Genomic DNA, 25,941 nt, shown 5'->3' with positions numbered 1-25,941 from the left:
AAGACGTTCCATACTTTTGAAGGAGAACCCAGTATGTTGCGCAGCATGAAATCCCTGGAGGACTACTCTATCGGCGCGACCGACGGCACGGTCGGCCAGGTGAAGGACTTCTATTTCGACGACCAGGCGTGGGTCGTGCGCTACCTCGTGGTCGACACGGGTAGCTGGCTCGCCCATCGCAGCGTGCTGATTTCACCGATCGTCATCAAGCAGCCAGACTGGATCAAAAAGAATTTTCCCGTCTCGATCACGAAAGCACAGGTCAAGGACAGTCCGGCCATCGATACCCAAAAGCCGGTTTCGCGGCAGCACGAAAGGGACCACCTCGCCTACTACGGCTTCCCGTACTACTGGGGCGGCGCCGGCTTGTGGGGTGCCGGCATGTACCCGAACGAGATACTTCCCGGCTACGAGGGCTACGGCTCACCCGCTGCCGAACGCGCCGAAGAAGACAACGCGTATGCACGCACGCAGGAATCGCGCCAGCGCGATGACGACCCTCATCTGCGCAGCTGCAATGCCGTGGTCGGCTATCACATCCATGCAAGCGACGGCGACATCGGCCACGTCTGGGGGCTGCTCATGGACGAGGAAACCTGGGCCATCCGTTACCTGGTTGTGGACACCAGCAACTGGTGGCTGGGGCACAAGGTGCTCATCGCGCCGCCATGGATCATGAACTTGAACTGGGTCGACGGCACGGTCTCGGTCGATCTGACCCGCCAGGCCGTGAAAGACGCTCCGGCCTACGACGCGGCGATGGATCTCAATCGCACGCAGGAACAGGGTCTGCACGAACATTACGGGCAAGCCGGGTACTGGTCGGACGGCGTGAAGACGGAGACCGACATCAATCGCAAGTAGCACGATGCCTTCGCTTGCGCATTGAGTGTGAGGGCCAAAATTTCAAGTTGAAACACGTCATGGCCCTTATGGGTACTTCACTGTCAGCTATATTTTTCGTAGCGGGCCCCAGCAGATGCACCCATAAGGACTACACTGAACCTTTGGGATTGCCCAATAGATTTTTTGTTGCATTGAGGGCGAGCATGACGACAACGCAAAAGGGCAACGCGACGGGGCATCCGGCGCCAGGCAATGACAAGACCATCGAGGCGCTAGAGCCGGCCAAACTTGCCGCTGCGGATTTTCCCATTGTCGGTATCGGCGCCTCGGCCGGTGGGCTGGCGGCCATCGAGGCTTTCTTTTCCGGCATGCCCGCCGACTCCGATCCCGGCATGGCCTTTGTCCTGGTGCAGCATCTGGCGCCCGACCACACCAGCATCCTCACTGAACTCGTGCAGCGCACCACGCGCATGAAGGTCTTCGAGGTGCAGGACGGCATGGTCGTGCATGTGAACTGTGCCTACATCATTCCGCCCAATCGCGACATGGCGTTTTTGAACGGCACGCTGCAGTTGCTCGAGCCCTCGGCGCCGCGCGGCCACCGCCTGCCGATTGATTTCCTGTTTCGCTCGCTGGCGCAGGACCAGCGCGAGCGCGCTATCGGCATTGTGCTGTCGGGCACCGGCAGCGACGGCACCCTGGGCGTGCGGGCCATCAAGGGCGAAGGTGGCATGGTCATGGTGCAAAACCCCGAATCCTGCGAGTTTGATGGCATGCCGCGCAGCGCCGTGGCCACCGGCCTGGTGGACTACGAGCTCCCCCCGGCCGAGATGGCGGTGCAGCTGCTGGCTTACGTTGGCCATGCATTTGGCAAGCCGCCCCGGGTCGCCACTGTCGCGGCGCCTCAAAACGAGAATGCGCTTAAAAAGATCTTCATCCTGCTGCATACCCAGACCGGACACGATTTTTCCCAGCACAAGACCAGCACCATCTACCGCCGCATCGAGCGGCGCATGGCGGTCCACCAGGTCGATTCGATCGACAGTTACGTCAAGTACCTGCAGCAGACGCCGCTCGAAGCACACGCGCTGTTTCGCGACCTGCTGATCGGGGTGACCAATTTTTTCCGTGACCCCGAAGCCTTCGAGGTGCTTGAAAAGCAGGTCATTCCCAAGCTTTTCGACGCCAAACCCGCCGGCGCGGTGATTCGGGTGTGGTCAGCCGGGTGTTCCACCGGCGAAGAGGCCTATTCCATCGCCATCCTGCTGCAAGAGCGCCTGGATCAGCTTTCGCAAAACTACCAGGTGCAACTCTTCGCCACCGACATTGACAGCCGTGCCATTGCCACAGCCCGCGCCGGCATTTATCCCGCCAACATTGTTGGGGATATTTCGCCAGCGCGCTTGGCGCGCTTTTTCACCCCCGAGTCCGATGGCAGCGCCTACCGCGTGCGTAAAGGTCTTCGCGACATGCTGGTTTTTTCCGAGCATGACCTGATCAAGGACCCGCCGTTTTCAAAACTGGACCTGATCAGTTGCCGCAACGTCCTGATCTATATGGGCACCGACTTGCAAAAGAAACTGATTGCCCTGTTTCACTACGCGCTGGTGCCTGGCGGCATGCTTTTTTTGGGAACATCGGAAACCGTGGGTGAATTGAGTGGCCTGTTTGCCGTGCTGGATCGCAAGGCCAAGGTGTATCAGAGCAAAGAGGATTTCCAGGGCTCGAAGCGCACCGCAATGGGTCGCGTTCTGTCGCACCTGCCGCCCGCGACGGCCAGGAATGGCGTGCGGGCGCTGATGGCCGGGCCAACGACACTCCCCACGAGGAAGCCGTCCCTGCGCGAACTGACCGAGCAAGCCCTGCTGCAACAGGTCAGCCCGGCCGGCGCGCTGGTCAATGACCAGGGTGACATCCTGTACCTGCACGGCCGAACCGGTATGTTCCTGGAGCCGGCCGCGGGCGACGCGGGCATCAACAACATCCTGAAAATGTCGCGCGAAGGGTTGCGGCGAGATTTGACCACGGCCCTGCACAAGGCGGCCATCACCAACGAGCGCGTGCGCGCGCCGGGCCTGCGCGTTAAAACCAACGGCCACTTCACGCGGGTCAATCTCACCGTCTGCCCGCTGACGCAGGGTGTTGCCGCTGCACTGGAGTCGCCCCTGTTCCTGGTCATTCTGGAAGAAGCGCCTGCACCGGATGCTCACGAGGGGCCGCAGGCCGTACTGCCCCTCATCGCCGGCAAGGATGCCGGCGCGCAGATTGCGGAGCTCCATGAAGAGATCCGGACCCAGGAAGAACACCTTCATGCCGCGAATGAGGAGCTGGAGACATCCAACGAAGAGCTCAAGTCGTCCAACGAAGAAATGCAGTCGATCAACGAAGAGTTGCAGTCCACCAACGAGGAGCTGGAGACCTCCAAAGAAGAATTGCAGTCGATCAACGAAGAACTGGCCACGGTGAACACCGAGCTGCACACCAAGGTGACGGACCTGTCGCGCGCCAACAACGACATGAACAACCTGCTGGCGGGCACCGGCATTGGCACCGTCTTTGTCGACCACGATCTGCGCATCCTGCGCTTTACCCCCGCGGCGACGCCGATCCTCAACCTGATCCTGAGCGACGTGGGCAGGCCCATCGCGCACATTGCGTCCAACCTGGTCGGCTACGACCACCTGGTGGCAGATACGCAAAGCGTGCTGAAAACGCTGCTCCCCAAGGAAGTCGATGTTTTGACGGCGGAAGGCAAGTCCTATACCTTGGGCATCCTGCCCTACCGCACGCTTGACAATGTCATTGAAGGCGCCGTCATCACCTTTGTCGACATCACGGAGATGGTTCGTACCCGCGAAGCGCTGCGCGCGGCCAATGAGCTGGCGCGCCTGGCGGTGGTGGTGCGCGATGCGTTTGACGCCATTACCGTGCAGGATCTGGACGGCCGCATCATCGCCTGGAACCCCGGCGCGGTGCGCATGTACGGCTGGACCGAGCTTGAGGCCCTGAAAATGAACGTGCGCAGCCGGATTCCCGCGGCGCTGCAGCAAGAATCCCTGACCAGCGTGCACCGGCTCAGCCACTCTGGAACGCTCGAGCCCTACCAAACCCAACGGATCGCCAAGGACGGGAGCATCAAGGAGGTCTCGCTGACATCCACCGCATTGGTCAACGAGTCAGGCCAGATGTATGCCATTGCCACCACGGAGCGCACGCTGGCAGCAAAAATCACCCCGCCGACGAAGGCGCGCCATGCAAGCCCCGAATAAAACGAGTGGCAGCGACCAGTCCGCGGCCGGTTCGGTGCAGGCGCTGCGCCAGCGGGCTGAAGAGATCGCCCGCGAAAAAGCGCCGCTGCCGTCAAAAGACCCGGAAAACCTGTCACCTGGCGATATGCGGCAAACGCTTCATGAACTGCAAGTGCATCAAATCGAACTGGAGATGCAAAACGAAGAACTCCGGCAGACGCAAATGCAGCTGGACACCGCCAGGGCGCGCTACTTCGACCTCTATGACCTCGCCCCGGTGGGCTACTGCACCGTCAGCGAGGCAGGGCTGATTCTGGAAGCCAATTTCGCCGCCGCCGCGCTACTGGGCGTGGGCCGAGGCAAGCTTGTCGGGCAGCGGTTCAGCCGGTTTATCGGCAAATCGCACCAGGACAGCTTCTACCTGTACCGCAAGCAGATCCTGGCGTCGGATGAACTGCAACGCTGCGAGTTGCAGATGGTCAAGAGCGATGGCGCGCCCATTTGGGTCGCTCTGCAGGCGACGGCGGAGAACGACGCCGACGGCGTATGCGTGCTGCGCGTCGTCATGAGTGACGTCACCGAGCGCACGCGGGCCGGCGAGGCCCTGCGGGAGTCCGATGAGCGCTATCGCAATTTGTTCACCTTGATGGATGAAGGCTTTTGTGTCATCGAGAAGGTCGACGGCAACGCGGATCAGCCGTTTGATTTTCGCTACCTGGAAGTCAACCCGGCATTCACGATGCAATCGGGCATGAACGACGTCATCGGGAAAACCATCCGCGAGGTGTTTCCGGATGAGCCTGAGGAGTGGTTCGTCACCTACAACGATGTTTGCACGACCGGCGCGCCGATCAGGTTTGAGCGCAGACTCCTTACCAACGGGCGCGTACTGGAACTTTACGCGTTTCGGATCGGTAGACCTGAACGCCCGAAAGTTGCCGTCATCTTCAAGAACATCACCAAGCGCATACAGGCCGAAGCCGAGCGCAAACTCCTGGATCAAGCGTTGCAGGACAAGAACGCCGACCTGGAACGCGCGATGATCGTTGCGGACAAGGCCAACCGCGCGAAATCGGATTTCCTCTCCAGCATGAGTCACGAGCTGCGCACGCCGCTCAACGCCATCCTCGGGTTTGCCCAATTGATTGAATCGGGCACCCCGGCGCCCACCCCCTCGCAAAAGCGCAGCGTCGACCAGATTCTTCACGCCGGCTGGTACTTGCTGGAACTCGTCAACGGGATCCTTGACCTGGCGCTGGTCGAGTCCGGCAAGTTGTCGCTGTCGAGAGAAACCATGTCGCTGGCGGGGGTCATGCGGGAATGCGCGGCCATGATCGAGACGCAAGCGAATCAACGCGGTATCCGCCTGACATTTCCCGCGCCGGAGCTGTCCTATTTTGTCAACGCTGACCGCACGCGGATGAAGCAGATACTTGTGAATCTTCTATCCAACGCGATTAAATACAACAGGGTGGGAGGATCGGTGACGGTGAAATGCACCCAGGTCTCTTGCGGGCGCATCCGGATTTGTGTCGAAGACGCCGGCGAAGGTTTGAGCCAGGAGAAAATCCGGCACCTTTTTGAGCCGTTCAACCGCCTCGGGCGCGATGCACTCGCTGAAGAGGGAACCGGCATCGGCCTGGTGATGGCCAAGCGGCTGGTCGAAATGATGGGAGGCAGCATCGGCATGGAAAGTACCATCGGCAAGGGCAGTACGTTCTGGATCGAAATGGACCTGACGACAAGACGGCAGGCTTCCCAGGCCACTGATGTGCCCCAGGCGCCGGTGCAGCCTCAAGTGAATGCGCCGGTGCGCACACTGCTCTATGTCGAGGACAACCCGGCCAACCTGATGCTGGTCGAGAGTCTGGTGGAGCGTCGCCCTGATATACGCCTGCTGTCTGCAAAGGATGGCAACAGCGGGGTCGAGATGGCCCGTGCCGCGCGGCCGGATGCCATTTTGATGGACATCAATCTGCCAGACATCAGCGGCATCGATGTGCTGAAAATCTTGCGCAAGGACCTGGCAACGGCCCACATTCCGGTACTTGCCCTGAGTGCCGATGCCGTCCCCCACGATATAGACAAAGGTCTGGATGCGGGGTTCTTCAGGTACCTCACCAAACCCATCAGGATCAACGCGTTTATGGCCACGATAGACGATGCGCTGGAGTTCGCGAAAGCGCAATCTTCTCGCGCCGCCAAAGAAGGGCAGCCGCAATGAAAAACTTCCCCATTGTTTGCGTGGGCGGCTCGGCCGGTGGCCTGGACGCCTACATCCGGCTATTGCAAAATCTTCCATCAAACATGGGGGTGGCTATCGTGATCGTGAACCACATCACCATCATGCCAACCCAACTGCATGAAGTTCTCCCCCGCTTCACAGCCATGCCGGTTGAGCTCATCACGGAAAGACTGCGGGTCAAGCCGGACCATGTATTCATCATCCCTGCCAATCGGGATTTGCATGTCAGCGACGGCGCGTTTCTGCTAAAGCCCATATCAAAGCCTCGGGGCTGGCCCGATGTCATCACCGTTTTCTTGCGCTCCCTGACCAATTGCTGGGACGGCAAGCTGATTGCCGTGATCGTCTCCGGCTATGACGGCGATGGGGCCGCCGCCCTGTGCGGCATCAAGGAGGTGGGCGGCATCACCATCGCCCAAAAACTCAGCACGGCGAATCAGCCCGACATGCCGCAGAGTGCCATTGCCAGCGGCTGCATCGATTTTGTCCTGTCGCCAGAAGACATCGCCCGGGAAATTGCGCACATTGCGCGTGGTGAAGTCGGTCCACGCCAATAACAAGGAGATTGAAATGGTCAACACAACCGATATTCTCAACGCCCGCATTCTGATCGTTGACGACCAGGTGTCCAACGTGCAGTTGCTTGAGCAATTACTCGGTGATGCCGGCTACGCCTGCATTGCCTCCACGATCAATCCCGAGGAGGTTTGCGCCCTGCATGAGAAAAACGCGTACGACCTGATTTTGCTCGACCTGAAGATGCCCGGCATGGATGGATTCCAGGTGATGGAGGGGCTCAAAAAAAATGCGGCGAACCGGTACCTTCCCGTCATCGTGCTGACTGCCGAACCTGGGTACAAGCTGCGTGCGTTGCAGGCCGGCGCCAAGGACTTCATCAGCAAGCCGTTTGATCTGCTCGAAGTCAAGACGCGCATCCACAACATGCTGGAAGTGCGGCTGTTATACAAAGCGCTTGAGAATTACAACCAGCTGCTGGAACAAACGGTGCGGGAACGCACGGCCGAATTGCGCGAAAGTGAGGCCCGCTTTCGCAGCCTGACCGAGCTCGCCTCGGACTGGTACTGGGAGCAGAACGCGACAGGGGATTTCACCACGGTATGTGGCCCGGTTTTTGAGACGCTGGGAATCGAGGCCACGGCCCTCATGGGCAAGGCAACCGACGACAACGCTGGCGGCTGGAACGAGACGGAACGAAAAATACTTCAGGCCAAGATTGCCGCGCGCGAGCCGTTTCTGGATTTCGCCTTCAGCCGCGTCAACGCCGATGGCTCGGAGCAGCAGTTTCGGGTCAGCGGGGAGCCGATCTTCAACCAGTCCTGCCGCTTCACCGGCTACCGCGGAATCGGCGTGGAAACCACCCCCAGGAAATAGAACGGTCAGCAAAGCCGGCACCATGTCATCGCCCCATAGTCCAAATCAAAACCACCTTCTGGCCGCCCTGCCGACGGAGGAATTCGACAGTCTGGCAGCGCATCTGGAACTGGTGCCGTTGCCGCTGGGCGCCATGCTGTATGAGCCCGGCAGGCAGTTGCAGTATGCGTATTTCCCGACCACCTCCATTGTGTCGCTGCACTATGTCCTGGCCTCCGGCGCATCGGCCGAAACGGCGGGGGTGGGCAATGAAGGCATGGTGGGTATTTCGCTCTTCATGGGAGGGGACACCACGCCCAGCTCGGCCGTGGTGTGCATCGCGGGCCACGCCTATCGGCTGGAGCGCCGCAAGCTGTTGCAGGAATTCAATCGCGGGGGTTCGCTGCAGCGCTTGCTGCTGCGCTACACCCAGGCGCTGATCGCACAGATGTGCCAAACCGCGGCATGCAACCGGCACCATTCGGTGGAGCAGCAACTGTGCCGCTGGCTGCTGGCGGTCCTTGATCGAGTCCCCTCGCACGAACTGGTGGTTACGCAGGAATTGATCGCCAATATGCTCGGGGTGCGCCGGGAAGGCATTACGGAGGCCGCCGGGAAGCTGCAGCGCGCCGGTTTGATTCGCTACCGTCGGGGCCACATTGCCGTGCTGGACCGGATCGGCCTGGAGCGCCGGGCGTGTGAGTGCTACGCCGTGATCAAAAAGGAGTGGAGCTGACGGCTGCCCCATGTGCAGTACCGCCAGGGAGCCATCCTACCAAAGGGCCGAGTCCTGCATGTTCAGGTATTTTCTTTGAATATGCCTTTTTCGGCGAAGCAAGACGACGATGGCTATGGCGACCAGCACGAGCGCTGCTGCAACCAGCTCAGCCGCTGAAAGTGGCCGCCCCAGCGCGGCCAAAGCGAGTTGCGACAAGCCGAGCAGACATGCGCAAAACAATGTCAAGGCAAGGGCGGCCGTCAAAATCGCTCGAAACATTCTTTTTACCTTTCACATTGTTAAAACCCGGTGGTTGCGGGAAGTGCCGACACAAATCAGCCCGCGAGCAAAACTACCTCCTGGAGTGTGCATCATCCAACTCGACACGGGCCAGGCTCCAGGCAGCTTGTACATCCCGCACGTCCGGCTCCAGTTGACGGCGCCTCTGACGTTCAAGCGTCAGTGCCGCGTGCAGTTGGTCCAGCGCCGCGACACACTCCAGCACGATTTCCTGGGCTGACCCCCTCAGGTCGTGCGTCCTCGCAGGACTTGCGGCGGTATGGCGCTCATAGACCATCCGCCTGAGTCGTTCCTCGACTGCACGAAACAAAATGTCCCAATCCTCGATTGAGATATTCAACGGTGCGCACACAGACGAGGCGGAACCCGGCATTCCTGAAGCCGTATGCGCCAGGTTGTCACCCTGTGTGGGTGCCGATTCAATCATGCCGCACCTGTCGCTGAAATAAGTAATGCAAACGCCGCACCGGCTCCCGGACGCCGCGACCCGTGCACGCGGTTCGCCATGTCGCCTCGCATTTTCTGTATAGCACAACGAATAACCCTTCGTCTGTACGGTAACGAACGTTCAAACCTCGATAGCCGTTAAGCATGGCGACAAACTGCTGGTCGGCGTAACTCTCCCGGGAGCATCGATGTGGCCCATACGCTGCGTCAGGCGCACGTCCGGCCACGGCCATCTCCGGCGATGAAAGGGATCGGGACATCAGAGCAGTTTGCATGGGGGTTTCCAGGGCGGTTGGGGCCCGACTGGAGTCCACCATACGAGACGAGGAGGCTATCGGTCTGTGCGGTATCCAACAAAAGCCACCCAAAACGAGCCCGCGAGGCCTCCCCGCCTCCCATCCGTGCGGTAACGCACAGACACAACACGCAATTCGGCACAGATTTCAATGGCCCCTGGCGCATTGGGGTACTCACGAAATGACAACCAAAACCATGGCAAAACCTCGCTGGTGCTACGGATGCTGCCAGGTTCGGGACTGATTCTGAGAGGCCTCCATCAAAGCCGGCTCCAGTTTCTTTGGGGCTTGCTGATTACGGTGCAGGGCCGCCGGGAGCACCCGGCGTCAGTTGCCCCAGGTGACAAACATCACGATCGCTGCAGCAGCCATCACCAGGGTGGCCATCCAGCCGACGAGCTTCAGTCGCAGCGGGATGGAAAACTTGCCCATCACCTTGCGCCGGCTCGCCAGAAACATGATCACCAGCATGAGCGGCACGGCAATCACGCCATTGATAACCGCGCTCCAGAACAGCATCTTGATCGGGTCCATCGGCGAGAAACTCAGCCCCATGCCAATCAGCGTGGCCAGCGCGATGGTGGCGTAGAACAGCTTGGCCTTGCGCGGCTTGGCCTCGAGGCCGGTTTTCCAGCGGAAGGTCTCGCCCAGTGCGTAGGCACACGAACCGGCCAACACCGGCAGCGCGAGCAGCCCGGTGCCGATGATGCCGGCGGCAAAGAGCCAGAACGCAAACTTGCCTGCGATAGGAAGCAATGCGGCGGCCGCATCGGATGAGGTCTGGATATCGGTCTTGCCATTGGCGTGCAACACGACCGCAGCGGTCAGAATGATGAAGAACGCGACAACTTCGGAAAACAGCATCCCGGTGATGGTGTCCACGTTGATTCGCCGCAACGCATCCGGGCCCTGGTCCGATGCCCGTCTGAGTGGCTTGCGCCGGGGGGTGATGCGCACTTCGTTCGCCTCCTGCGAGGCCTGCCAGAAAAACAGGTACGGGCTGATCGTCGTTCCGAATACGGCAACGACGGCCACTGCATATTTGGCATTGAATTCGACAGCCGGCATGAACGTGCCCTTGGCCACGTCGAGCCAGGGTACATGGATGACCAGGACCGTGCCGACATAGGCAAACAAACTGAACGTCATGACCTTGAGCAGCGGGGAATACGAATCGAACGGGATGAATACCTGCAGCAGCACCGACACCACTGCGAAGCCGGCGGCATAGGCAAACGCCGGGCCACCTATCAGCAATTTCATGGCCGCCCCCATCGCGCCAATGTCTGCCGACAGGTTGATGATATTGGCCACAAATAGCAGGAAAACGAAGCCGATCGCCAACGCGAACGGGCACTGCGAACGAATATTCGCAGCCAGACCCTGCCCGGTGACACGCCCGATGCGCGCGCATATCGTCTGGATACCGATCATCAATGGCAGGGCCAGGAGGACTGTCCACAGCGTACCGTACCCGTAAGCGGCGCCTACCTGGGAATAGGTGGCAATTCCACTCGGATCATCGTCGGCCGCGCCGGTGATCAGTCCCGCGCCGAGACCGCCCAGCAAGGATATTTGCGCCGGATTTTCCAAAGCTTGATTCTGCGTGCCTATGTTTCCCGGGGCCAAACTATCCAACGCAGAAGAATGCGCTGGCATGGACAAGGTGCAGAGCCATGCACCGCCGCTACTTTGCTTGCGCGTGCTGGCGCCGAGCCGCCAGCACGGCGGTGTCTGCCAATGCCGCCGTCAGGCGCGAAAGACCGGTCAAAGCCGTCCCATCAACAGCAGCACGATGACGATGATCACTACCAGCCCCAGCCCGCCGCTGGGCGCGTAACCCCAGCTTCTGCTGTGCGGCCAGCTTGGAATGGCACCGATCAGCAGCACGATCAGAACGATCAACAGTATGGTGCCTAACATGGAATTCTCCTTTGACGTGATAAAGGCTGGACTCAGTTCGCTGGCGCGGAGGCCGGCGGCACGACGATCACCGCCGTGCTGTTACCCGTCTTGCCGGGGTCGCCCTTGCTGCCTTGATTCCCCTGATCGCCGGTTGCGCCGGTCGCACCTGGTGGGCCCGCGGGACCGGGCACTGCGGCCGGGGCCGCAGGGACATTGACGACCGTGGGTTGTTTATCGCAGGCACCCAGGCTCAGGGTGACGAGTACCGCCGAAATTAGAAGCATACGGTTCATGGGGAATCCTTTCGAAGTGGAAAATCGAGACATTGATCGGTCGATGGCAGAGTCAAAACATGGGTTTATTGGCGACAGCAGTGCCTCTAGCCGCGATCCCGTGAACGAATCATCAGGCTGAGCAGCGCCATCAGCGCCGCCCCGGTGGCAGCCGCAATCAACATCGCCTTGACGGGCTCCTCCTTGACGTAGCTCACCGTACTGTCCGCCGCGCGTATCGCCTGCTCACGAAGCTGTTGTGACGTGTCGCGAACGCTGTCCATCCCCTGCTGAGCCAATGTATTGACCTGCTGGGTAGCACGGTTGAGCAGCGGTGCGGCTTGCTGACGCATATCCTCAACGCTGCCGGCCAGAGTGTTCAGAGCATCATTGGCCACACGCTGGGTCGCCTTGATGGCCTTGTCGGCCGACTGGGCGGTGCGGTCTGCAAACACGCTGGATTGTTCCAGGGGGTTATCGGTATTCATGAGTGTTCCTTTGCGATGGGTTGAAATGGGTGAAGGGATGCCGCGACACCGCGAGTTGAATGGGAGAATCATGACGCGCCGCACCCGCGTGCGGTGTCGGACATTCATGGAAGCGGCTGTAGGAAAGTCTCCCGCGCCGGCCTATCCGGCGGCAACGAACCGGTCGGCACGCGCGGCATGCAGGACCCCCGGTGGATTGACGTGTAGCGTATCGGCAGGCGTGCAATTCCCAAGCCATGGATTGGGCTGCGCAAACCAGTTCGCCAGTTCCCAGGGATCGAAGACGGGGGTCAACTCCGCGAACACCGGCGCCAGCTCCGGTTGCGGGCGCATGTCGGCGTGGTGGAACTGAAACCAGGGCAGCCACGTTTGCGAACGCCACTCGAAGCAGATCACTTTTCTCTTGAGGATCCAGTTCGCGAGCTTTGTGACCGGGCTTTCGTCATGGTATTTGAGCATCTTCAAAACCTCCCCGGTCCGGCCAAGTCCGCCGCTGGCTCGATAGGCGTTGAGCATGGCGACAAACTGATGGTCGGCATGGCCCTGCGGAGTGCATCGGTGCGGGCCGCTGGCTGCGTCGGGCGCATGCCTGGCCAGGAGCGTCTCTGGCAATGAAATGGAGCGAGGCATCGGAACAGCTTGCATGGGGTCTCAAGTACGGCAGGGCACTACGTACGGGAGCCCTACCATACGAGACGAGGAGAGTGCCGGTCTGTGCGGTATCCAACAAAGTCCTCCTCGTAGGCCAATTCCGACGCCCGATGCCACTTCTCGCTGACGGACGGGCGTGTCCAAGACGCCGATGATGGGCTTTTCGCCCACTTGCCGCGCCATCCCATGCATATCGACACCCGTTCCTGCTGGACTCTGGCCAGGCAAGTCGCAAATTCATGGGTTGACGATTACGCGCCGAGCATGGGCGCGGCGCTGGCGTACTACACCATGTTCTCGCTGGCGCCGCTGTTGCTGATCGTCATTGCCGTGGCGGGGCTCGTATTTGGCCAGGACGCCGCCCGCGGCGAGATCGCCGGGCAATTGCGTTCACTGATGGGCGACCAGGGCGCGAACGCCGTGCAGGGATTGCTGGCCAGCGTCCATAAGCCGGCCCAAGGCGTGGCGGCCACCGCGGCCGGCGTGGTGCTGCTGTTCGTGGGTGCCACGTCGGTGTTCGGTGAGCTGCAGAATTCACTGGATCGCATCTGGCGCGTTCCCGCGCAGCAGCGCACGAATGGCTGGCTCGCGCTCGTGCGGGCACGCCTGCTTTCTTTCGGGATGGTTCTTGCCATCGGTTTCCTTCTCATCGTATCGCTCGTCGCAAGTGCCGCACTGGCCACGGCGGGCCGCTGGCTGGAACCCATTTTTGGGTCGTGGTACGCGGTGGCGGCAACAACCAATGCGGTGGGCGGTTTCCTGCTGGTGGGCGCCCTGTTTGCGTTGATCTACAAGGTCATGCCGCGTGCGCACGTGCAATGGAAGGATGTCTGGATCGGCGCCGGGTTCACGGCCCTGCTGTTTACCCTGGGCAAGTCACTGATCGGCTGGTATGTCGGGGGCAGCGGCATCGTCTCGGGCTTCGGCGCGGCCGGCTCGCTCGTGGTGATCCTGCTGTGGGTCTATTACTCGGCCCAGATATTCCTGATCGGCGCCGAATTCACCTGGGTGTATGCGAACACCCTGGGGTCGAGAAAAGGCAGCAACGACGAGGTGCGAACACAGACTCAGGCCAGCACGCCGGCGTAAGACTGCCGATCCTCGGCATAGCAGCCGCACGCGGCGGCTTCCAGGCCGCTGCGGTCGAGCACCGTGAGATCCCCGCGGTGGTATTTGATGAGCCCGTCGCGCTGCAAGGCGCCCGCGGCGGCCGTGATGCCGACGCGGCGTACACCGAGCATGTAGGCGAGGAATTCCTGGGTCACGGGAAAGCTGTCGCTGTGTGCCCGGTCCTGGCTCATCAGCAGCCAGCGCGCCAGGCGGGGGCCTATCAGATGAAAACGCACGCACACGGCGGCGGTGGCCAACTGCGCCATCAACACGTAAAGGTAACGGTCCATGACGCGTCGCAAGGACGCACTGTGGGCCAATTCGCGCCGGAAGGCACCGGCCCCGATGCGCCACGCCGTCCCGGGGCCTTGCACCAGTGCATGCAATGGCACGGCCGCTACACCCAGGGCCAGTTGCGCCCCGAGCATGCCTTCACGCCCCACCATACCGACTTCCAGACCCGGTTTGCCGTCAACCGGCGCCACCAGTGAGATAAAGCCGTCGAGGGGAAAGTAGGCATGGCGCGTCGGCTTGGCGGGCTCGCACAGCACCGCCCCCAGTACCAGGTGGACAGGCTCGCACAGGCCCAGAAGGCGCAGGCGGTCTTTGCGCGGGAGCAGTTCGATCAGGTGGTTTTCGGTGGTGGCCAAATTGACGCTCCGGCAGGTTGCTGGCCCCTCAAGGGGGATGGGTGCGCTGAAGATCACCCTGCTAGCGAATACCGCATCAATTGCATACCGTCTCAATCGGTGTTCCGATTGTGCGCGCAGCGCCGCCACATCACCGTCTGCCAGCGCACACAACCCTAAATAAATATCCCGCTCAGGCGGCGAGCGGCGCCGGCCGCAGGGACGCTAGCCTGTTGTGTTCCTTGCGCGCCGGCGTATAGCACTCGCAAGTGAATTGCTCAAGCCGCTGGCGGTCGAGCACATGGATGTGCCCGCGCCGGTAGCGGATTACGCCGGCCTGTTGCAGCTTGAGCGCCGCGGCGGTCACGCTTTCGCGGCGCACGCCCAGCAGGCTGGCCAGCAGTTCCTGCGTCATCACCAGCTCCCCGGCCGGCAATCGGTCCAGGCCCAGCAGCAGGCGCCGGCACAATTGCTGATTGATGGAGTGGTAGCGACTGCAGATGGCGGTCTGCGCCATTTGCGCCATCATGAGCTGGGTGTAGCGCAGCAGGATGGCGAGCATCGGGCCGGCGCGGTTGACCTCATTCCTTACCGCCTGCGCGGGCAGCCGGTAGGCCTGTCCCGCATTTTGCACCACGGCCTGGCTCGGCGTGGCGTTGCCGCCCATGAACAGCGAGATACCCACCACGCCGTCGTTGCCGACCACTGCGATCTCGGTCGATGCGCCCTCCTGTGTCAGGTACAGCAGCGACACGATGGCCGTGGTCGGAAAGTAGGCATAGACGGGCGTCGCGCCCGACTCGCTCAACATCTGGCCCTGCCGCAGGTCCACCAGTTGCAGATCCGCCTGCCAGCGATTCCATTCGGCATCGGGCAGCGCGGCGAGCAACTGATTTTGTTGCGGCGCGCAGGGTTGGCGGGGTGGTGCAATCATGGGGCTCTCGTTGTATTCTTCGAGTCCCATCATCCAGGCAGGCGTGCGCCCGCGCTATCGGCGATGACCGGTTTAGGGCGTGGGCTCGCTCCTACAGCGATGCCTGCCCTGCGCGTTATAGGGCTATATCGCCAATTTCACGGGAAGCAGCCGGTCGTACTCCTTCTTGACCACGGCATAGCACTCGCAGGTGCGCTTTTCCAGTCCCGGGCGGTCCAGCACCGAGATGCGCCCGCGCGCGTAGCGGATCAGCCCGGCCTCCTGGAGCTTGAGCGCGCCCTCGGTCACGCCTTCGCGGCGCACGCCGAGCATGTTGGCGATGAGTTCCTGCGTCATCACCAGTTCAGTGCCCTGCAGACGATCCAGGCTCAGCAGCAGCCAGCGGCACAGTTGCTGGTCCAGCGAATGGTGCCGGTTGCACACGGCCGTCTGCGCCATTTGCGTGATCAGGGCCTGCGTGTAGCGCAGCAGCAGGTGCATTACCGGGCCGGCGCGGCTGAATTCGTCTTTCATCGCCTGCGCGTTCAGCCGGAAGCCCTGGCCGGCGCTTTGTACCACCGCACGGCTGGGGGTGGACTCGCCGCCCATGAACAGCGAGATACCGACCAGTCCCTCGTTGCCGACGACGGCAATCTCGGCCGAGGCGCCGTTTTCCATCACGTACAGCAGCGAGACGATGGATGTCGCCGGAAAGTACACATGTTCCAGTGTCTTGCCCGACTCGTAGAGCACCTCGCCCAGCGGCATCTCGACCCATTCAAGCTGTGGCAGCCAACGCTGCCATTCGGCATCGGGCAACGCGGCGAGCAGGTGATTCTTTTTGGGATCGCGGGAAACGGTCATTGCGGAAGTCCGTGGTGCGGGGGGGGGGGCTGCCATGGGAGTGCCTTTGCAAAGCGTTTTTCCAAGTGTAGGAAGCGAGTGTACGGTTTCAAAAACACATTCTATGTTCGATACCGTACATACGAACGGTTCTTGTGCTCAGCCATGAAAGGCAGCGTCGCTGCACCTGTATTGTGTTGAGCGTTCGCTACCGGACAAACGGTCGGACACGGTGCGCAGACCTGTGCAGTTGTACCGCCGGTAAAGCCTTGCCTATGTATGCAAACGCACAGATGAGCCGTTGGCGATTCGCTAGCATGAATTCGCAGTCATCCATTGACTCATTTGCGTAGCAGTTCATTCAATTTTTGCAAGGAAAACCACCATGAACAAAAACCAGACCCACGGCGCCATCAAAGACATCGCCGGCAAGGTTCAAGAGGAAACCGGGAAGTTGACAGGCAGCAAGGAGCAGCAGGCGAAGGGTCTGCAAAAGCAGGTTGCGGGCAAGGCCGAGAAGATGCTTGGAGACGCCAAGGAAGTCGTCAAGGACGCCGTCGGCAAACGGTGAGAACCTGCCTGCCAGGAAAATATGAAAAATTCCGCTTGTCCGAAGCTGGAGAAAGTTGCCGTGCAGGGCGACTTTCTCCATCCTTTTGCCCCGACTGCCTGAAGGATCCAATATGAAGAAATTACTGGGCCTGGTGGCCTTCGTGCTGGCATCTGCGCCACTCGCCTACGCACAAGCACAAGACAATCCCGACCTGCGCGGCCACCCGGACGCCCGCAACGATCGCCAGATGCAATCACATGAACGCGAGGCGCATCACCGTGTCGTTGCCATACATGCGCACCACGTGAAGCATGATGTGGATCATCGCCGCCCTCGCCCGGTCGATCACAAAATGTAGTGTGGGGTGGCCGACCCGCCAATCGCGTGGACCTGTCCAAACCTGGCGTTGCGCCGCCGCCGGCCCCCCCCGGGAACAAGCCAGGCGAATCCGACCGCGACCAACTCAGCCGCAATATCGAGGCCGTGCCGGCGTTCTACGCGTGAGGAGCAAAATAGCTCCCGATGGCAACAGAGCAGCGGGCCCATCTGGACCTGAAGGCGACGCTATTGGCCGAGCAGAAGACCGCTAGGGCCACCAAAGAGGACGCAGCCGGCAGCCTGGAAACCGCACGCAGGTGCGCCGATACGCTGCGATACTTTCAATTGGAACCGGAGGAATAACCATGGCCGAAGCCGCGCAACCGAAGAACGAGCCCGAAGAATCGCCACTGTCGCCGTGGTGGGTGCGTTCGATACTGATCGTGCTGGTGCTCGGCTTTGCCGGCCTGCTGGCAATCACCCTGCTGGCCTATCGCAACGCGCCACCGATACCGGGCCAGGTCAAGGACGCCGACGGCACGACGCTGTTCACCGCCGATGACATCGGCAACGGCCAGGCGCTGTTCCTGCGTTATGGCTTGATGGACAACGGCACCATCTGGGGCCATGGCGCCTACCTCGGGCCCGACTATTCCGCCGAGGCACTGCACCATATCGGCGATGGCACCGCCGCCGCGCTGGCACAGCAGCAATACGGCAAGCCGGTGGCCGAACTGACGCCGGTACAGGCGGCGGCAATTCGCGCGCAAGTCGCGGTGACGCTGAAAACCAACCGCTTTGATGCCGCCAGCGACACGCTGCAGTTGACCGCGCCCGAAGCAGCGGCGTATCGCCAGCAGATCGTGCACTGGACCCGCTATTTCCACGACCCGGTAAAAAATGGCGGCCTCAAACCCGACCTGATCACCGACCCGGTCGAACTGCATCAACTGACGGCGTTCATCACGTGGGCGGCATGGGCTTCGGTGGCCGACCGGCCGGGCAGCAACTACTCGTACACGAACAACTTTCCGTTTGACCCCGAGGTCGGCAATCTGCCGCCGGCCGGTGCCTTGCTGTGGAGTGCGCTGAGCCTGGTAGTGCTGTTGGGGGGCATCGGTGCGGCGCTGCTGGCGTTCGGCAAATTCGACTACCTGGGCTGGATCACGCGCGGCCACCATGTGCACCCGCAAGTGATCCCGGGGCAGGCCAGCCGCGGCCAGCGCGCGCTGGTGAAGTTCTTCGTGGTCGTGATGCTGCTGTTCCTGATGCAAACGCTGGTGGGCGGCGGCGTGGCTCATTTCCGCGCGGACCCGAGCAGCTTCTACGGCTTCCAGCTGGAGAAGATTTTCCCCAGCAACCTGCTGCGCATCTGGCATCTGCAGACGGCCATTTTCTGGATCGCCACGGCCTACGTCGCTGCCGCCTTGTTCCTGGGGCGCTCGCTGCGCGCCGATGAACCGCGCTGGCTGGTACCGGCCATCAACCTGCTCTTTGCGGCGTTTGCACTGGTGATCGGGGCCAGCCTGCTCGGTGAGTGGGCGGGCCTGTCGGGCCTGCTGGGCGACTGGTGGTTCTGGTTCGGCAACCAGGGCTGGGAGTACCTGGAAATCGGCCGCTTCTGGCAATACCTGCTGGTAGCCGGCCTGCTCGGCTGGTTTGCGATGCTGTGGTGGCTGGCGCGCCCGCGCACGGTGGTCAACCCGAACGCGCGGCCCCTGGCGCGGATGTTCCTGTTCGCGGCACTCGCAATACCGGTGTTCTATGTTCCGGCGCTGTTCTTCGGTGCCAGGACCAACTTCACGGTGGTCGACACCTGGCGCTTCTGGATCATCCATTTGTGGGTGGAAGGCTTCTTCGAGTTCTTCGCCACCACGGTGGTCGCACTGACGTTCTTCCAGCTCGGCCTGACCCGGCGCAACACGGCGCTGCGGGTGATTTACCTCGATGCCATCCTGTACTTCGGCGGCGGCCTGATCGGCACCGGGCATCACTGGTACTTCACCGGGCAAAGCCAGTTCAACATGGCCATGTCGGCCATGATCTCGGTACTGGAAGTCGTGCCCTTGACGCTGCTGACGCTGGATGCCTGGGATTTCGTGCGCACCACCCGCGGCGACTGCGATGTCTGCGGCAAACGGGTCGGCGTACCGCACAAATGGACTTTCTATTTCCTGATCGCGGTGGGCTTCTGGAATTTCCTCGGCGCGGGTGTCTTCGGCTTCCTCGTCAACCTGCCGATCATCAGCTACTACGAAGTCGGCACCATCCTCACACCCAACCACGGCCACGCCGCGATGATGGGCGTGTTCGGCATGCTGGCCATCGCACTGATGGTGTTCGTGCTGCGCCAGACCAGCGACGACGCGCGCTGGCCGGGCATCGAAAAATACATCAAGGTCGGATTCTGGGGCACCAACATCGGCCTGTTGATGATGGTGGCACTCAGCCTGTTCCCGGGAGGCGTGCTGCAGGTGTGGGATGTCGTGCAGCACGGCTACTGGCATGCGCGCAGCCTCGCCTACACCGGCACCGACACGGCGCGCCTGATCGAGTGGCTGCGTCTGCCGGGCGACCTGGTATTCATCATCTTCGGCGCCATACCCCTATTGATCGCGGCGATCAAGGCCTACGCTGGCATATGCATGACGCGCGGGGCCCACATCTTGCCGCCCGCTTACCAGGAGACTTCAATTTGAGGGGAGCGGGTGCTGCGTCACGCCGATTCCGACAGCCGGCCCTGCACCAGCCGCAATTGCCGGCTGCAGCGCGCGGCCAGCGCGGCGTCGTGCGTGACCACCACAAAGGCCGTGCCCTGGTCGCGCGCCAGTTGCAGCATCAGCTCGAACACGCCGTTGGCGGTATTGCGGTCCAGGTTGCCAGTGGGCTCGTCGGCCAGCACGCAGGCGGGTTGCGTCACCAGCGCGCGGGCGATGGCGACGCGCTGGCGCTCGCCGCCCGAGAGTTCGGCCGGACGATGCTGCAGGCGCTCCTGCAAGCCCACCTGCGCTAGCATTTTCGTAGCTACCTGCGCAGACTCGGTGCGGGCCATACGCCGAATCCATAGCGGCATGGCGACGTTGTCGAGCGCGCTGAATTCGGGCAGCAGGTGGTGGAACTGGTAGACAAAACCCAGGCTGCGATTGCGCAAGACGCCCTGCTCCGCGGCGCTGAGCTGCGACAGCCGCTGGCCCTGGAGCTCAACGGTGCCGCTGGTCGGCGCATCGAGCCCACCCATCAGGTGCAGCAGCGTGCTCTTGCCTGAACCGGAAGCGCCGACGATGGCCAGCGTGTCGCCCGCGTGCACCGTGAGGTCCACGCCCTGCAGCACGGTGACGTCCAGCCGGCCCTCGGTGAAGCGTTTGGTCAGGCCGCTGGCTTGCAGCACGGCGGGGGATGGATTCCGGGTCAAGCCCGGAATGACAGCTTGTTTCAAGCCCGCAGCGACGGGTTTTACGATCGTCATGTCATTCATAGCGCAGCGCCTCCGCGGGGTTCACACGGCTGGCGCGCCAGCTCGGGTACAGCGTCGCCAGAAAGGACAGCACCAGCGAGATGATGCCGATCGGCATGATGTCGCCGCGCTGCGGGTCGCTGGGCATGCGGCTGATCAGGTAGATGTCGCGCGGCAGGAAGCTGGTGTGCAGCAGGTGCTCGATGAAAGGCACGATCACGTCGATGTTGTAGGCCACCAGCAGGCCCAGCAGCAGGCCGCCCAGTGTGCCGATCACGCCGACCATCGCGCCCTGCACCACGAACACGCCCATGATGCTGGACGGGCTCGCGCCGAGCGTGCGCAGGATCGCGATGTCGGCGCGTTTGTCGGTGACCGTCATCACCAGCGTGCTGACCAGATTGAACGCCGCCACCGCCACGATCAGCGTGAGGATGATGAACATCATGCGTTTTTCGACCTGCACGGCGGAGAACCAGGTCTTGTTCTGCTGCGTCCAGTCGCGGATCAACAGGTCGCCGCTCAGCGTGCCGGCCAGTTGATGCGCCACTTCGGGGGCCTGGTGCAAATCCTTCAGCTTGAGCTGCACGCCGGTCGGGCCTTCCAGGCGGAAGATGCGCGCGGCGTCGGCGATGTGCACCATGGCCAGCGTCGAGTCGTATTCGTAGTGGCCCGAGTCGAAGGTGCCGACCACCGTCATCTGCTTGAAGCGCGGCACCACACCGGCCGGCGTGATCTCCCCGCTGGGCGCCAGCAACGTGACCGGATCACCCACCAGCACGCCCAGGCTGTGCGCCAGGTCCGCGCCGAGCACGATGCCGAAGCTGCCGGGCACCAGTTTGGCGAGCGCGCCGCTCTTGAGGATCCCGTCCAGGTCGATCACCTGCGACTCGAGCGCCGGGTCGATGCCGCGAATCACCACGCCCTTCATGTCGTCACCGCGCGCCAGCAGCGCCTGGGTGGCGATGAAAGGCGCGGCACCGATGACCTGTGGATTGGCTTTGGCCTCGGCCATCGTGCGGGCCACATCCGGCAGCGCGGCACCGTCGGGCGCGAAGATCTCGATGTGCGAGACCACGCTGAGCATGCGGTCCGTCACCTCTTTCTGGAAGCCGTTCATCACGCTCAGGACGATGATGAGCGCCGCCACGCCCAGCGCAATGCCCAGCATGGAGACGCCCGAGATGAAAGAGATGAAGCCGTTGCGCCGGGTGGCGCGGCCGGCCCGCGTGTAGCGCCAGCCGAGAATGAGTTCGTAGGGGATTTGCATCGACCGTGGGGGATTGGAATCTACCGAAGGGGATTTGGTTTTGGGGCTGATTGTGGCATCCCGGACAATAGAGGCCATGCACCTGTTGATTCCGTTCGCTGCCTCCAGTTCCCCCGCGTGCCAGCAAGCGCTCGAGAGTTTGAAACTGCCCCACCTGGAAAAACTGCTGGGCCGCCTGGCGCTCACCCACACCGACACCGCCGACGAAGCTAGCCTCACGCCGCCGCATGAGCGCGCCCACGCGCGCGCCCTGGGCTGGGTGGCGCCGGACGGCTGCGTGCCCTGGGCGGCCCGGCAAGCCGCGCAGGCGGGCCTGATTCAACAGACCCCCAGTGGCGCCGACTGGGCCTGGATCACGCCCTGCCACTGGCATGTGCACGCCGACTACATCGTCATGGGCAACCCGCAGACGCAGGGCCTGGAGGCGCCGCAATCGCAAACCCTGCTGGACGCGATGCGCCCTTTTTTCGAGGAAGACGGCATCACGCTGCACTACGCCGCGCCCACGCAATGGCTGGCGCGCGGCGAGGTGTTCCGCGATCTGGCAACGGCCTCGCTGGACCGCGTGGCGGGCCGCGACATCGACGCCTGGCGGCCGAAGACGGCGCAGGCCGCCGCGCTGCGCCGCCTGCAAAACGAGATGCAGATGCTCTTGTACACGCACCCGCTCAACGACGAACGGGCCGAGCGTGGCCTGGCGCCGGTGAACTCGTTCTGGGTCAGTGGCACCGGCACGCTGCCTGCTGGCTGGAGCGCCCCCACGCAGAGTGAATTGGTGATGCCCGAGGCCCTGCGCGAGGCCGCGCTGGCGGGCGACTGGGCTGCATGGGTCACCGCCTGGCAGCAGCTCGATGCCACCGAATGCGCCGCCCTGCTGCGTGCGCTGGATGCCGGGCACAGCGTGCAACTCACGCTGTGCGGCGAGCGCAGCGCGCTCACGTTCGACGCCGCCCGCACCGGGCTGCTCAAGAGGATGATGAGTCAATTTGGCCGTCAGCCCTTGTCCTCCCTGCGCGATAAGCTATGAAAATAGTAGCGCGCGACATTCCGCCCCGCGCCGTCTGGGCGCTCGAGCAGGCCGGCGTGCATCCCTTGCTGGCGCGCCTGTACGCGGCGCGCGGCGTGCAAAACCCCGACGAACTCGACGACGGCCTCGCGCGCCTGCTGCCGCCCGACGGATTGAAGGGCACGCGCGAGGCCGCCGCGCTGCTGGCCGATGCCATTGCGGCCGACAAAAAGCTCTGCATCGTGGCCGACTACGACTGCGATGGCGCCACCGCCTGCGCCGTGGGCGTGCGCGGCCTGCGCCTGCTGGGCGCGCGCCATGTGCGCTATATCGTGCCGGACCGCGTGGTCGACGGCTACGGCCTCACGCCGCCGATTGCGCGGCGCGTGAAGGACAGCGGCGCCGACGTGCTGATCACCGTGGACAACGGCATCGCCAGCGTGGACGGCGTGGCCACCGCAAAAGCGCTGGGCCTGCAGGTGCTCGTGACGGACCACCATCTGCCCGGCTTGGAAATGCCCGCGGCTGACGTCATCGTGAATCCGAACCAGCCCGGCTGCGCCTTCGAGAGCAAGGCTATCGCCGGCGTCGGCGTGATGTTTTATGTGCTGCTGGCGCTGCGTGCCGAGCTGCGCCGACGCGGCGCCTTCGCATCCGCTCCAGAGCCGCGGCTCGACACCCTGCTGCCGCTGGTCGCACTCGGCACCGTGGCCGACGTGGTCCGGCTCGACCCCAACAACCGCCGCCTCGTGGCGCAGGGCCTCAAACGGGTGCGCGCCGGCGCGCTGCCGCCCGGACTGGCCAGCCTGTTCGTCGCCTCGGGCCGCGTGGCCCGCGCCGCCACCACCTTCGACTTCGGCTTTGCACTGGGCCCGCGCATCAACGCCGCGGGGCGCCTGGCCGACATGACGCTGGGCATCGAGTGCCTGCTCACCGACGACGCGGCGCGTGCCGACGAACTGGCGCGCGTGCTTGACGCCATCAACCGCGAACGGCGCGAGATCGAGGGCGACATGCGCGAGCAGGCGATGCTGGTCGCCGAGTCGCTGTTCGAGGAAGGCACCGAGCCGCCACCCGCCATCTGCGTGTTCGACCCCGACTTTCACGAGGGCGTGGTCGGCATCGTGGCCTCGCGCATCAAGGACAAGCTGCACCGCCCCGCGTTCGTGTTTGCGCAAAGCCGTGCGCCGGGCAAGGCGCATGAGCTCAAGGGCTCGGGCCGCTCCATTCCCGGCTTTCACCTGCGCGACGCACTCGACCTGGTCGCCAAGCGCCACCCCGGCGTGCTGCTGCGTTTTGGCGGGCACGCGATGGCGGCCGGCTGCACCATGGCCGAGGAACAGTTCGGCGTGTTCGAGCAGGCCCTCGCCGAGGTGGCGCGCGAGTGGCTGGATGCCGCCACGCTCACGCGCCGCCTCGACACCGATGGCCCGCTGCAGCCCGAGTACCGCCGCGCCGAGCTGGTCGATACCCTGCACAAAGAGGTGTGGGGCCAGGGCTTCGCGGCGCCGACCTTCAGCGAGGAAGTGGAAGTGATTTCACAGCGGCTGGTGGGCGAGAAACACCTGGCGCTCAAGCTGAAACACCAGGGCCAGCCGGTGGACGGCATCTGGTTCGGCCACACCGCGATGCTGCCGGCCAGGGTCAAGCTCGCGTTCCGGCTCGATGCCGATGAATGGCAGGGTGTGCGGCGCGTGCGCTTCCTGATCGAGGCCGCAGAAATTTAAGTGTTTCAGGGCTCTGGCCCTGATGGGTTCTGCGCAAGCAGCTATTCAATCAATAGCAACCGGCGCCGCGCACGCGCCCTTGAATCTGCTTCTTCAAAACTTGCATGAGCCATGGCGCCGGCGGAAATCCCTTGGATATTCGAGCGCCGTGTCGGCGAACAGCCCGCGCCGCGCACGCCGGGCTTGCGCTTCCTCGGCGGCATAAGGCCCCCTGCTGCGGCGATAGCGGTAGGACCAGGCGTGACCCTGGCGCACCATCCAGGCCGCGACATCCTCACCGCCGAACTCAATCCTGGCGACAGCGCGACCGTAGTCGTCGTAGCGGTGGATGGCCACATCGACGCTGCGCTGGCCCAGCCGCGCCGCTAAAGCGTCGCGCGACTGCGCCCCCCAGGCCTGGCAGATTTCGGGGGCGTCCAGCCCTTCGAGCCGGACCTTGAAAGGCGCACCACCGCCCAAAGGTCGCACCCACAGCGTGTCGCCATCGGTGATGTAGGTGACCTGCGCGGCGATCACACTTTCATGATTGAAGCCGCCTCCCGCCCAGGCACTGCATTGGCATATTGCTATCAATGTAATAGCAAGCCAGCGATTCGTGAGCCGCTGCCATAACATCAACGGCGTGCGCCTGCGGCGTCCCGCGCTCCGCATCCCTCAGCCCAGCAGCGCGTACTCGCCGCCCTTTTCCAGCGCGCGCTGGTAGGCGGGGCGCGCGTGAATGCGCGCCAGAAAATCCATCAGGTGGGGACGGCCCTGGTCCAGGCCGGCGCGCGCGGCCGCCGCCTCCAGCGGGAAACTCATCTGGATATCGGCGCCGCTGAATTCGCTGCCGGCAAACCACGGGCTCTTGCCGAGTTCGCCCTCCAGATAGTCGAGGTGCTGTTTGATCTGCGGGACGATGAACGCGCTCTTGGCCTTGCCTGAGATGGCCCTGGCAATCGGCTTGACGAAGAACGGCATGGGCGACTTCTCGATCGTGTCGAACACCAGCTTGAGCAGCAGCGGCGGCATGGCCGAGCCTTCCGCGTAGTGCAGCCAGTAGGTGTAGCGCAGCCGCTCGGGCGTGCCGGGTGCAGGCGCCAGCCGGCCGCCGCCGTACTGGTCGATCAGGTACTCGACGATGGCGCCCGATTCGGCCAGGGTCAGCGCGCCGTCGGTGATGACCGGCGACTTGCCCAGCGGGTGCACCGCGCGCAGCGAGGCCGGCGCCAGCATGGTTTTCGGGTCGCGCTGGTAGCGCTTGATCTCATACGGCAGGCCCAGCTCTTCGAGCAGCCACAGGATGCGCTGCGAGCGCGAGTTGTTGAGATGGCGAACGGTAATCATGAGGT

25 protein-coding genes are annotated in these 25,941 nt (G+C 62.9%); 12 read left to right on the top strand and 13 right to left on the bottom strand.

Translation table 11 applies throughout. From position 1 onward, the window contains the following. The first annotated feature begins 33 nt into the window (after positions 1 to 33). The 6 genes from B0E49_RS01945 to B0E49_RS01920 all read left to right on the top strand — a co-directional run bounded on the left by B0E49_RS01945 (position 34) and on the right by B0E49_RS01920 (position 8,446). On the top strand, positions 34 to 864 hold the full coding sequence (locus tag B0E49_RS01945) for a PRC-barrel domain-containing protein (protein ID WP_077560288.1): 831 nt from the start codon (positions 34 to 36) through the stop codon (positions 862 to 864). A gap of 185 nt (positions 865 to 1,049) precedes the next feature. Continuing rightward, positions 1,050 to 4,115, top strand: a complete 3,066-nt coding sequence (locus B0E49_RS01940; RefSeq protein ID WP_077560287.1) for a chemotaxis protein CheB — start codon at positions 1,050 to 1,052, stop codon at positions 4,113 to 4,115. Continuing rightward, a complete protein-coding gene (locus B0E49_RS01935) occupies positions 4,099 to 6,318 on the top strand; it encodes a PAS domain-containing hybrid sensor histidine kinase/response regulator (RefSeq protein ID WP_168174982.1) in 2,220 nt (739 codons plus the stop codon). The genes B0E49_RS01940 and B0E49_RS01935 overlap by 17 nt, the downstream gene beginning before the upstream one ends. Next, positions 6,315 to 6,896, top strand: a complete 582-nt coding sequence (locus B0E49_RS01930) for a chemotaxis protein CheB (protein ID WP_077560285.1) — start codon at positions 6,315 to 6,317, stop codon at positions 6,894 to 6,896. The genes B0E49_RS01935 and B0E49_RS01930 overlap by 4 nt, the downstream gene beginning before the upstream one ends. Next, on the top strand, positions 6,871 to 7,731 hold the full coding sequence (locus B0E49_RS01925; RefSeq protein WP_353647338.1) for a response regulator: 861 nt from the start codon (positions 6,871 to 6,873) through the stop codon (positions 7,729 to 7,731). Before B0E49_RS01930 ends, B0E49_RS01925 begins: the two co-directional genes overlap by 26 nt. A gap of 22 nt (positions 7,732 to 7,753) precedes the next feature. Continuing rightward, positions 7,754 to 8,446, top strand: coding sequence for a Crp/Fnr family transcriptional regulator (locus tag B0E49_RS01920; protein WP_077560283.1), 693 nt, complete (start codon positions 7,754 to 7,756; stop codon positions 8,444 to 8,446). A 36-nt stretch (positions 8,447 to 8,482) separates the two neighbouring features. Here the strand turns inward: B0E49_RS01920 and B0E49_RS01915 are convergent, their stop codons facing one another. The 6 genes from B0E49_RS01915 to B0E49_RS01885 form a co-directional block, all read right to left on the bottom strand. Further along, a complete protein-coding gene (locus tag B0E49_RS01915) occupies positions 8,483 to 8,707 on the bottom strand; it encodes a hypothetical protein (protein WP_077560282.1) in 225 nt (74 codons plus the stop codon). Positions 8,708 to 9,798: 1,091 nt separating this feature from the next. Further along, positions 9,799 to 11,130: an NRAMP family divalent metal transporter gene (locus B0E49_RS01905; protein WP_077560280.1), complete on the bottom strand. Its 1,332-nt coding sequence runs from the start codon at positions 11,128 to 11,130 to the stop codon at positions 9,799 to 9,801. 108 nt (positions 11,131 to 11,238) lie between these two features. Next, entirely contained in the window at positions 11,239 to 11,394 is a 156-nt protein-coding gene (locus tag B0E49_RS01900; RefSeq protein ID WP_077560279.1) for a DUF3309 family protein, read from the bottom strand. Between the two features lie 32 nt (positions 11,395 to 11,426). Beyond that, complete coding sequence (locus B0E49_RS01895) at positions 11,427 to 11,669, bottom strand: hypothetical protein (protein ID WP_077560278.1); 243 nt, start codon at positions 11,667 to 11,669, stop codon at positions 11,427 to 11,429. Between the two features lie 86 nt (positions 11,670 to 11,755). Then, positions 11,756 to 12,136 carry a hypothetical protein gene (locus tag B0E49_RS01890; protein ID WP_077560277.1) on the bottom strand — a complete coding sequence of 127 codons (381 nt, stop codon included), beginning with the start codon at positions 12,134 to 12,136 and terminating at the stop codon, positions 11,756 to 11,758. A 141-nt stretch (positions 12,137 to 12,277) separates the two neighbouring features. Further along, positions 12,278 to 12,781: a hypothetical protein gene (locus tag B0E49_RS01885; protein WP_144264393.1), complete on the bottom strand. Its 504-nt coding sequence runs from the start codon at positions 12,779 to 12,781 to the stop codon at positions 12,278 to 12,280. A gap of 192 nt (positions 12,782 to 12,973) precedes the next feature. Between B0E49_RS01885 and B0E49_RS01880 the strand changes: the two genes are divergently transcribed. Continuing rightward, positions 12,974 to 13,876, top strand: a complete 903-nt coding sequence (locus B0E49_RS01880; protein ID WP_077560275.1) for a YihY/virulence factor BrkB family protein — start codon at positions 12,974 to 12,976, stop codon at positions 13,874 to 13,876. Here the strand turns inward: B0E49_RS01880 and B0E49_RS01875 are convergent. From B0E49_RS01875 to B0E49_RS01865, 3 genes are all read right to left on the bottom strand, one after another. Next, positions 13,855 to 14,547: a Crp/Fnr family transcriptional regulator gene (locus B0E49_RS01875; RefSeq protein WP_077560274.1), complete on the bottom strand. Its 693-nt coding sequence runs from the start codon at positions 14,545 to 14,547 to the stop codon at positions 13,855 to 13,857. The two genes, B0E49_RS01880 and B0E49_RS01875, sit on opposite strands and share 22 nt — an antisense overlap. Positions 14,548 to 14,719: 172 nt before the next feature. Beyond that, positions 14,720 to 15,460, bottom strand: coding sequence for a Crp/Fnr family transcriptional regulator (locus tag B0E49_RS01870; RefSeq protein ID WP_174571051.1), 741 nt, complete (start codon positions 15,458 to 15,460; stop codon positions 14,720 to 14,722). A 123-nt stretch (positions 15,461 to 15,583) separates the two neighbouring features. Then, positions 15,584 to 16,303: a Crp/Fnr family transcriptional regulator gene (locus tag B0E49_RS01865; protein WP_077560272.1), complete on the bottom strand. Its 720-nt coding sequence runs from the start codon at positions 16,301 to 16,303 to the stop codon at positions 15,584 to 15,586. Positions 16,304 to 16,667: 364 nt separating this feature from the next. On the opposite strand from B0E49_RS01865, the gene B0E49_RS01860 reads away from it, so the two are divergent. The 3 genes from B0E49_RS01860 (at position 16,668) to B0E49_RS01850 (ending at position 19,852) form a co-directional block, all read left to right on the top strand. Next, complete coding sequence (locus B0E49_RS01860) at positions 16,668 to 16,853, top strand: CsbD family protein (RefSeq protein ID WP_077560271.1); 186 nt, start codon at positions 16,668 to 16,670, stop codon at positions 16,851 to 16,853. A gap of 112 nt (positions 16,854 to 16,965) precedes the next feature. Then, complete coding sequence (locus B0E49_RS01855) at positions 16,966 to 17,193, top strand: hypothetical protein (protein WP_077560270.1); 228 nt, start codon at positions 16,966 to 16,968, stop codon at positions 17,191 to 17,193. A gap of 325 nt (positions 17,194 to 17,518) precedes the next feature. Beyond that, the gene (locus B0E49_RS01850; RefSeq protein WP_077560269.1) at positions 17,519 to 19,852 is read left to right on the top strand and encodes a nitric-oxide reductase large subunit; all 2,334 of its coding nucleotides are present in this window, start codon (positions 17,519 to 17,521) and stop codon (positions 19,850 to 19,852) included. Between the two features lie 17 nt (positions 19,853 to 19,869). Here B0E49_RS01850 and lolD read toward each other — a convergent pair whose 3' ends face one another. Further along, the gene (gene lolD, locus B0E49_RS01845; RefSeq protein ID WP_168174981.1) at positions 19,870 to 20,628 is read right to left on the bottom strand and encodes a lipoprotein-releasing ABC transporter ATP-binding protein LolD; all 759 of its coding nucleotides are present in this window, start codon (positions 20,626 to 20,628) and stop codon (positions 19,870 to 19,872) included. Next, on the bottom strand, positions 20,621 to 21,877 hold the full coding sequence (locus B0E49_RS01840) for a lipoprotein-releasing ABC transporter permease subunit (RefSeq protein WP_077560267.1): 1,257 nt from the start codon (positions 21,875 to 21,877) through the stop codon (positions 20,621 to 20,623). The genes lolD and B0E49_RS01840 overlap by 8 nt, the downstream gene beginning before the upstream one ends. Before the next feature lie 76 nt (positions 21,878 to 21,953). Between B0E49_RS01840 and B0E49_RS01835 the strand changes: the two genes are divergently transcribed. Beyond that, entirely contained in the window at positions 21,954 to 22,904 is a 951-nt protein-coding gene (locus tag B0E49_RS01835) for a hypothetical protein (protein WP_077560266.1), read from the top strand. Then, a complete protein-coding gene (gene recJ / locus B0E49_RS01830) occupies positions 22,901 to 24,610 on the top strand; it encodes a single-stranded-DNA-specific exonuclease RecJ (protein ID WP_077560265.1) in 1,710 nt (569 codons plus the stop codon). Before B0E49_RS01835 ends, recJ begins: the two co-directional genes overlap by 4 nt. A gap of 93 nt (positions 24,611 to 24,703) precedes the next feature. On the opposite strand, the gene B0E49_RS01825 is transcribed toward recJ, so the two are convergent. Further along, the gene (locus B0E49_RS01825; RefSeq protein ID WP_286137737.1) at positions 24,704 to 25,126 is read right to left on the bottom strand and encodes a thermonuclease family protein; all 423 of its coding nucleotides are present in this window, start codon (positions 25,124 to 25,126) and stop codon (positions 24,704 to 24,706) included. Positions 25,127 to 25,264: 138 nt separating this feature from the next. Further along, positions 25,265 to 25,936, bottom strand: coding sequence for a glutathione S-transferase (locus B0E49_RS01820; protein WP_077560264.1), 672 nt, complete (start codon positions 25,934 to 25,936; stop codon positions 25,265 to 25,267). Positions 25,937 to 25,941 lie beyond the last annotated feature (5 nt).

It is taken from the genome of Polaromonas sp. C04, assembly GCF_002002705.1.
In the GTDB taxonomy this organism is placed as follows: domain Bacteria; phylum Pseudomonadota; class Gammaproteobacteria; order Burkholderiales; family Burkholderiaceae_C; genus Rhodoferax_A.
The sequence above is the reverse complement of the archived record's forward strand: the minus strand, read 5'-3'. Positions and strand labels throughout refer to the sequence as shown.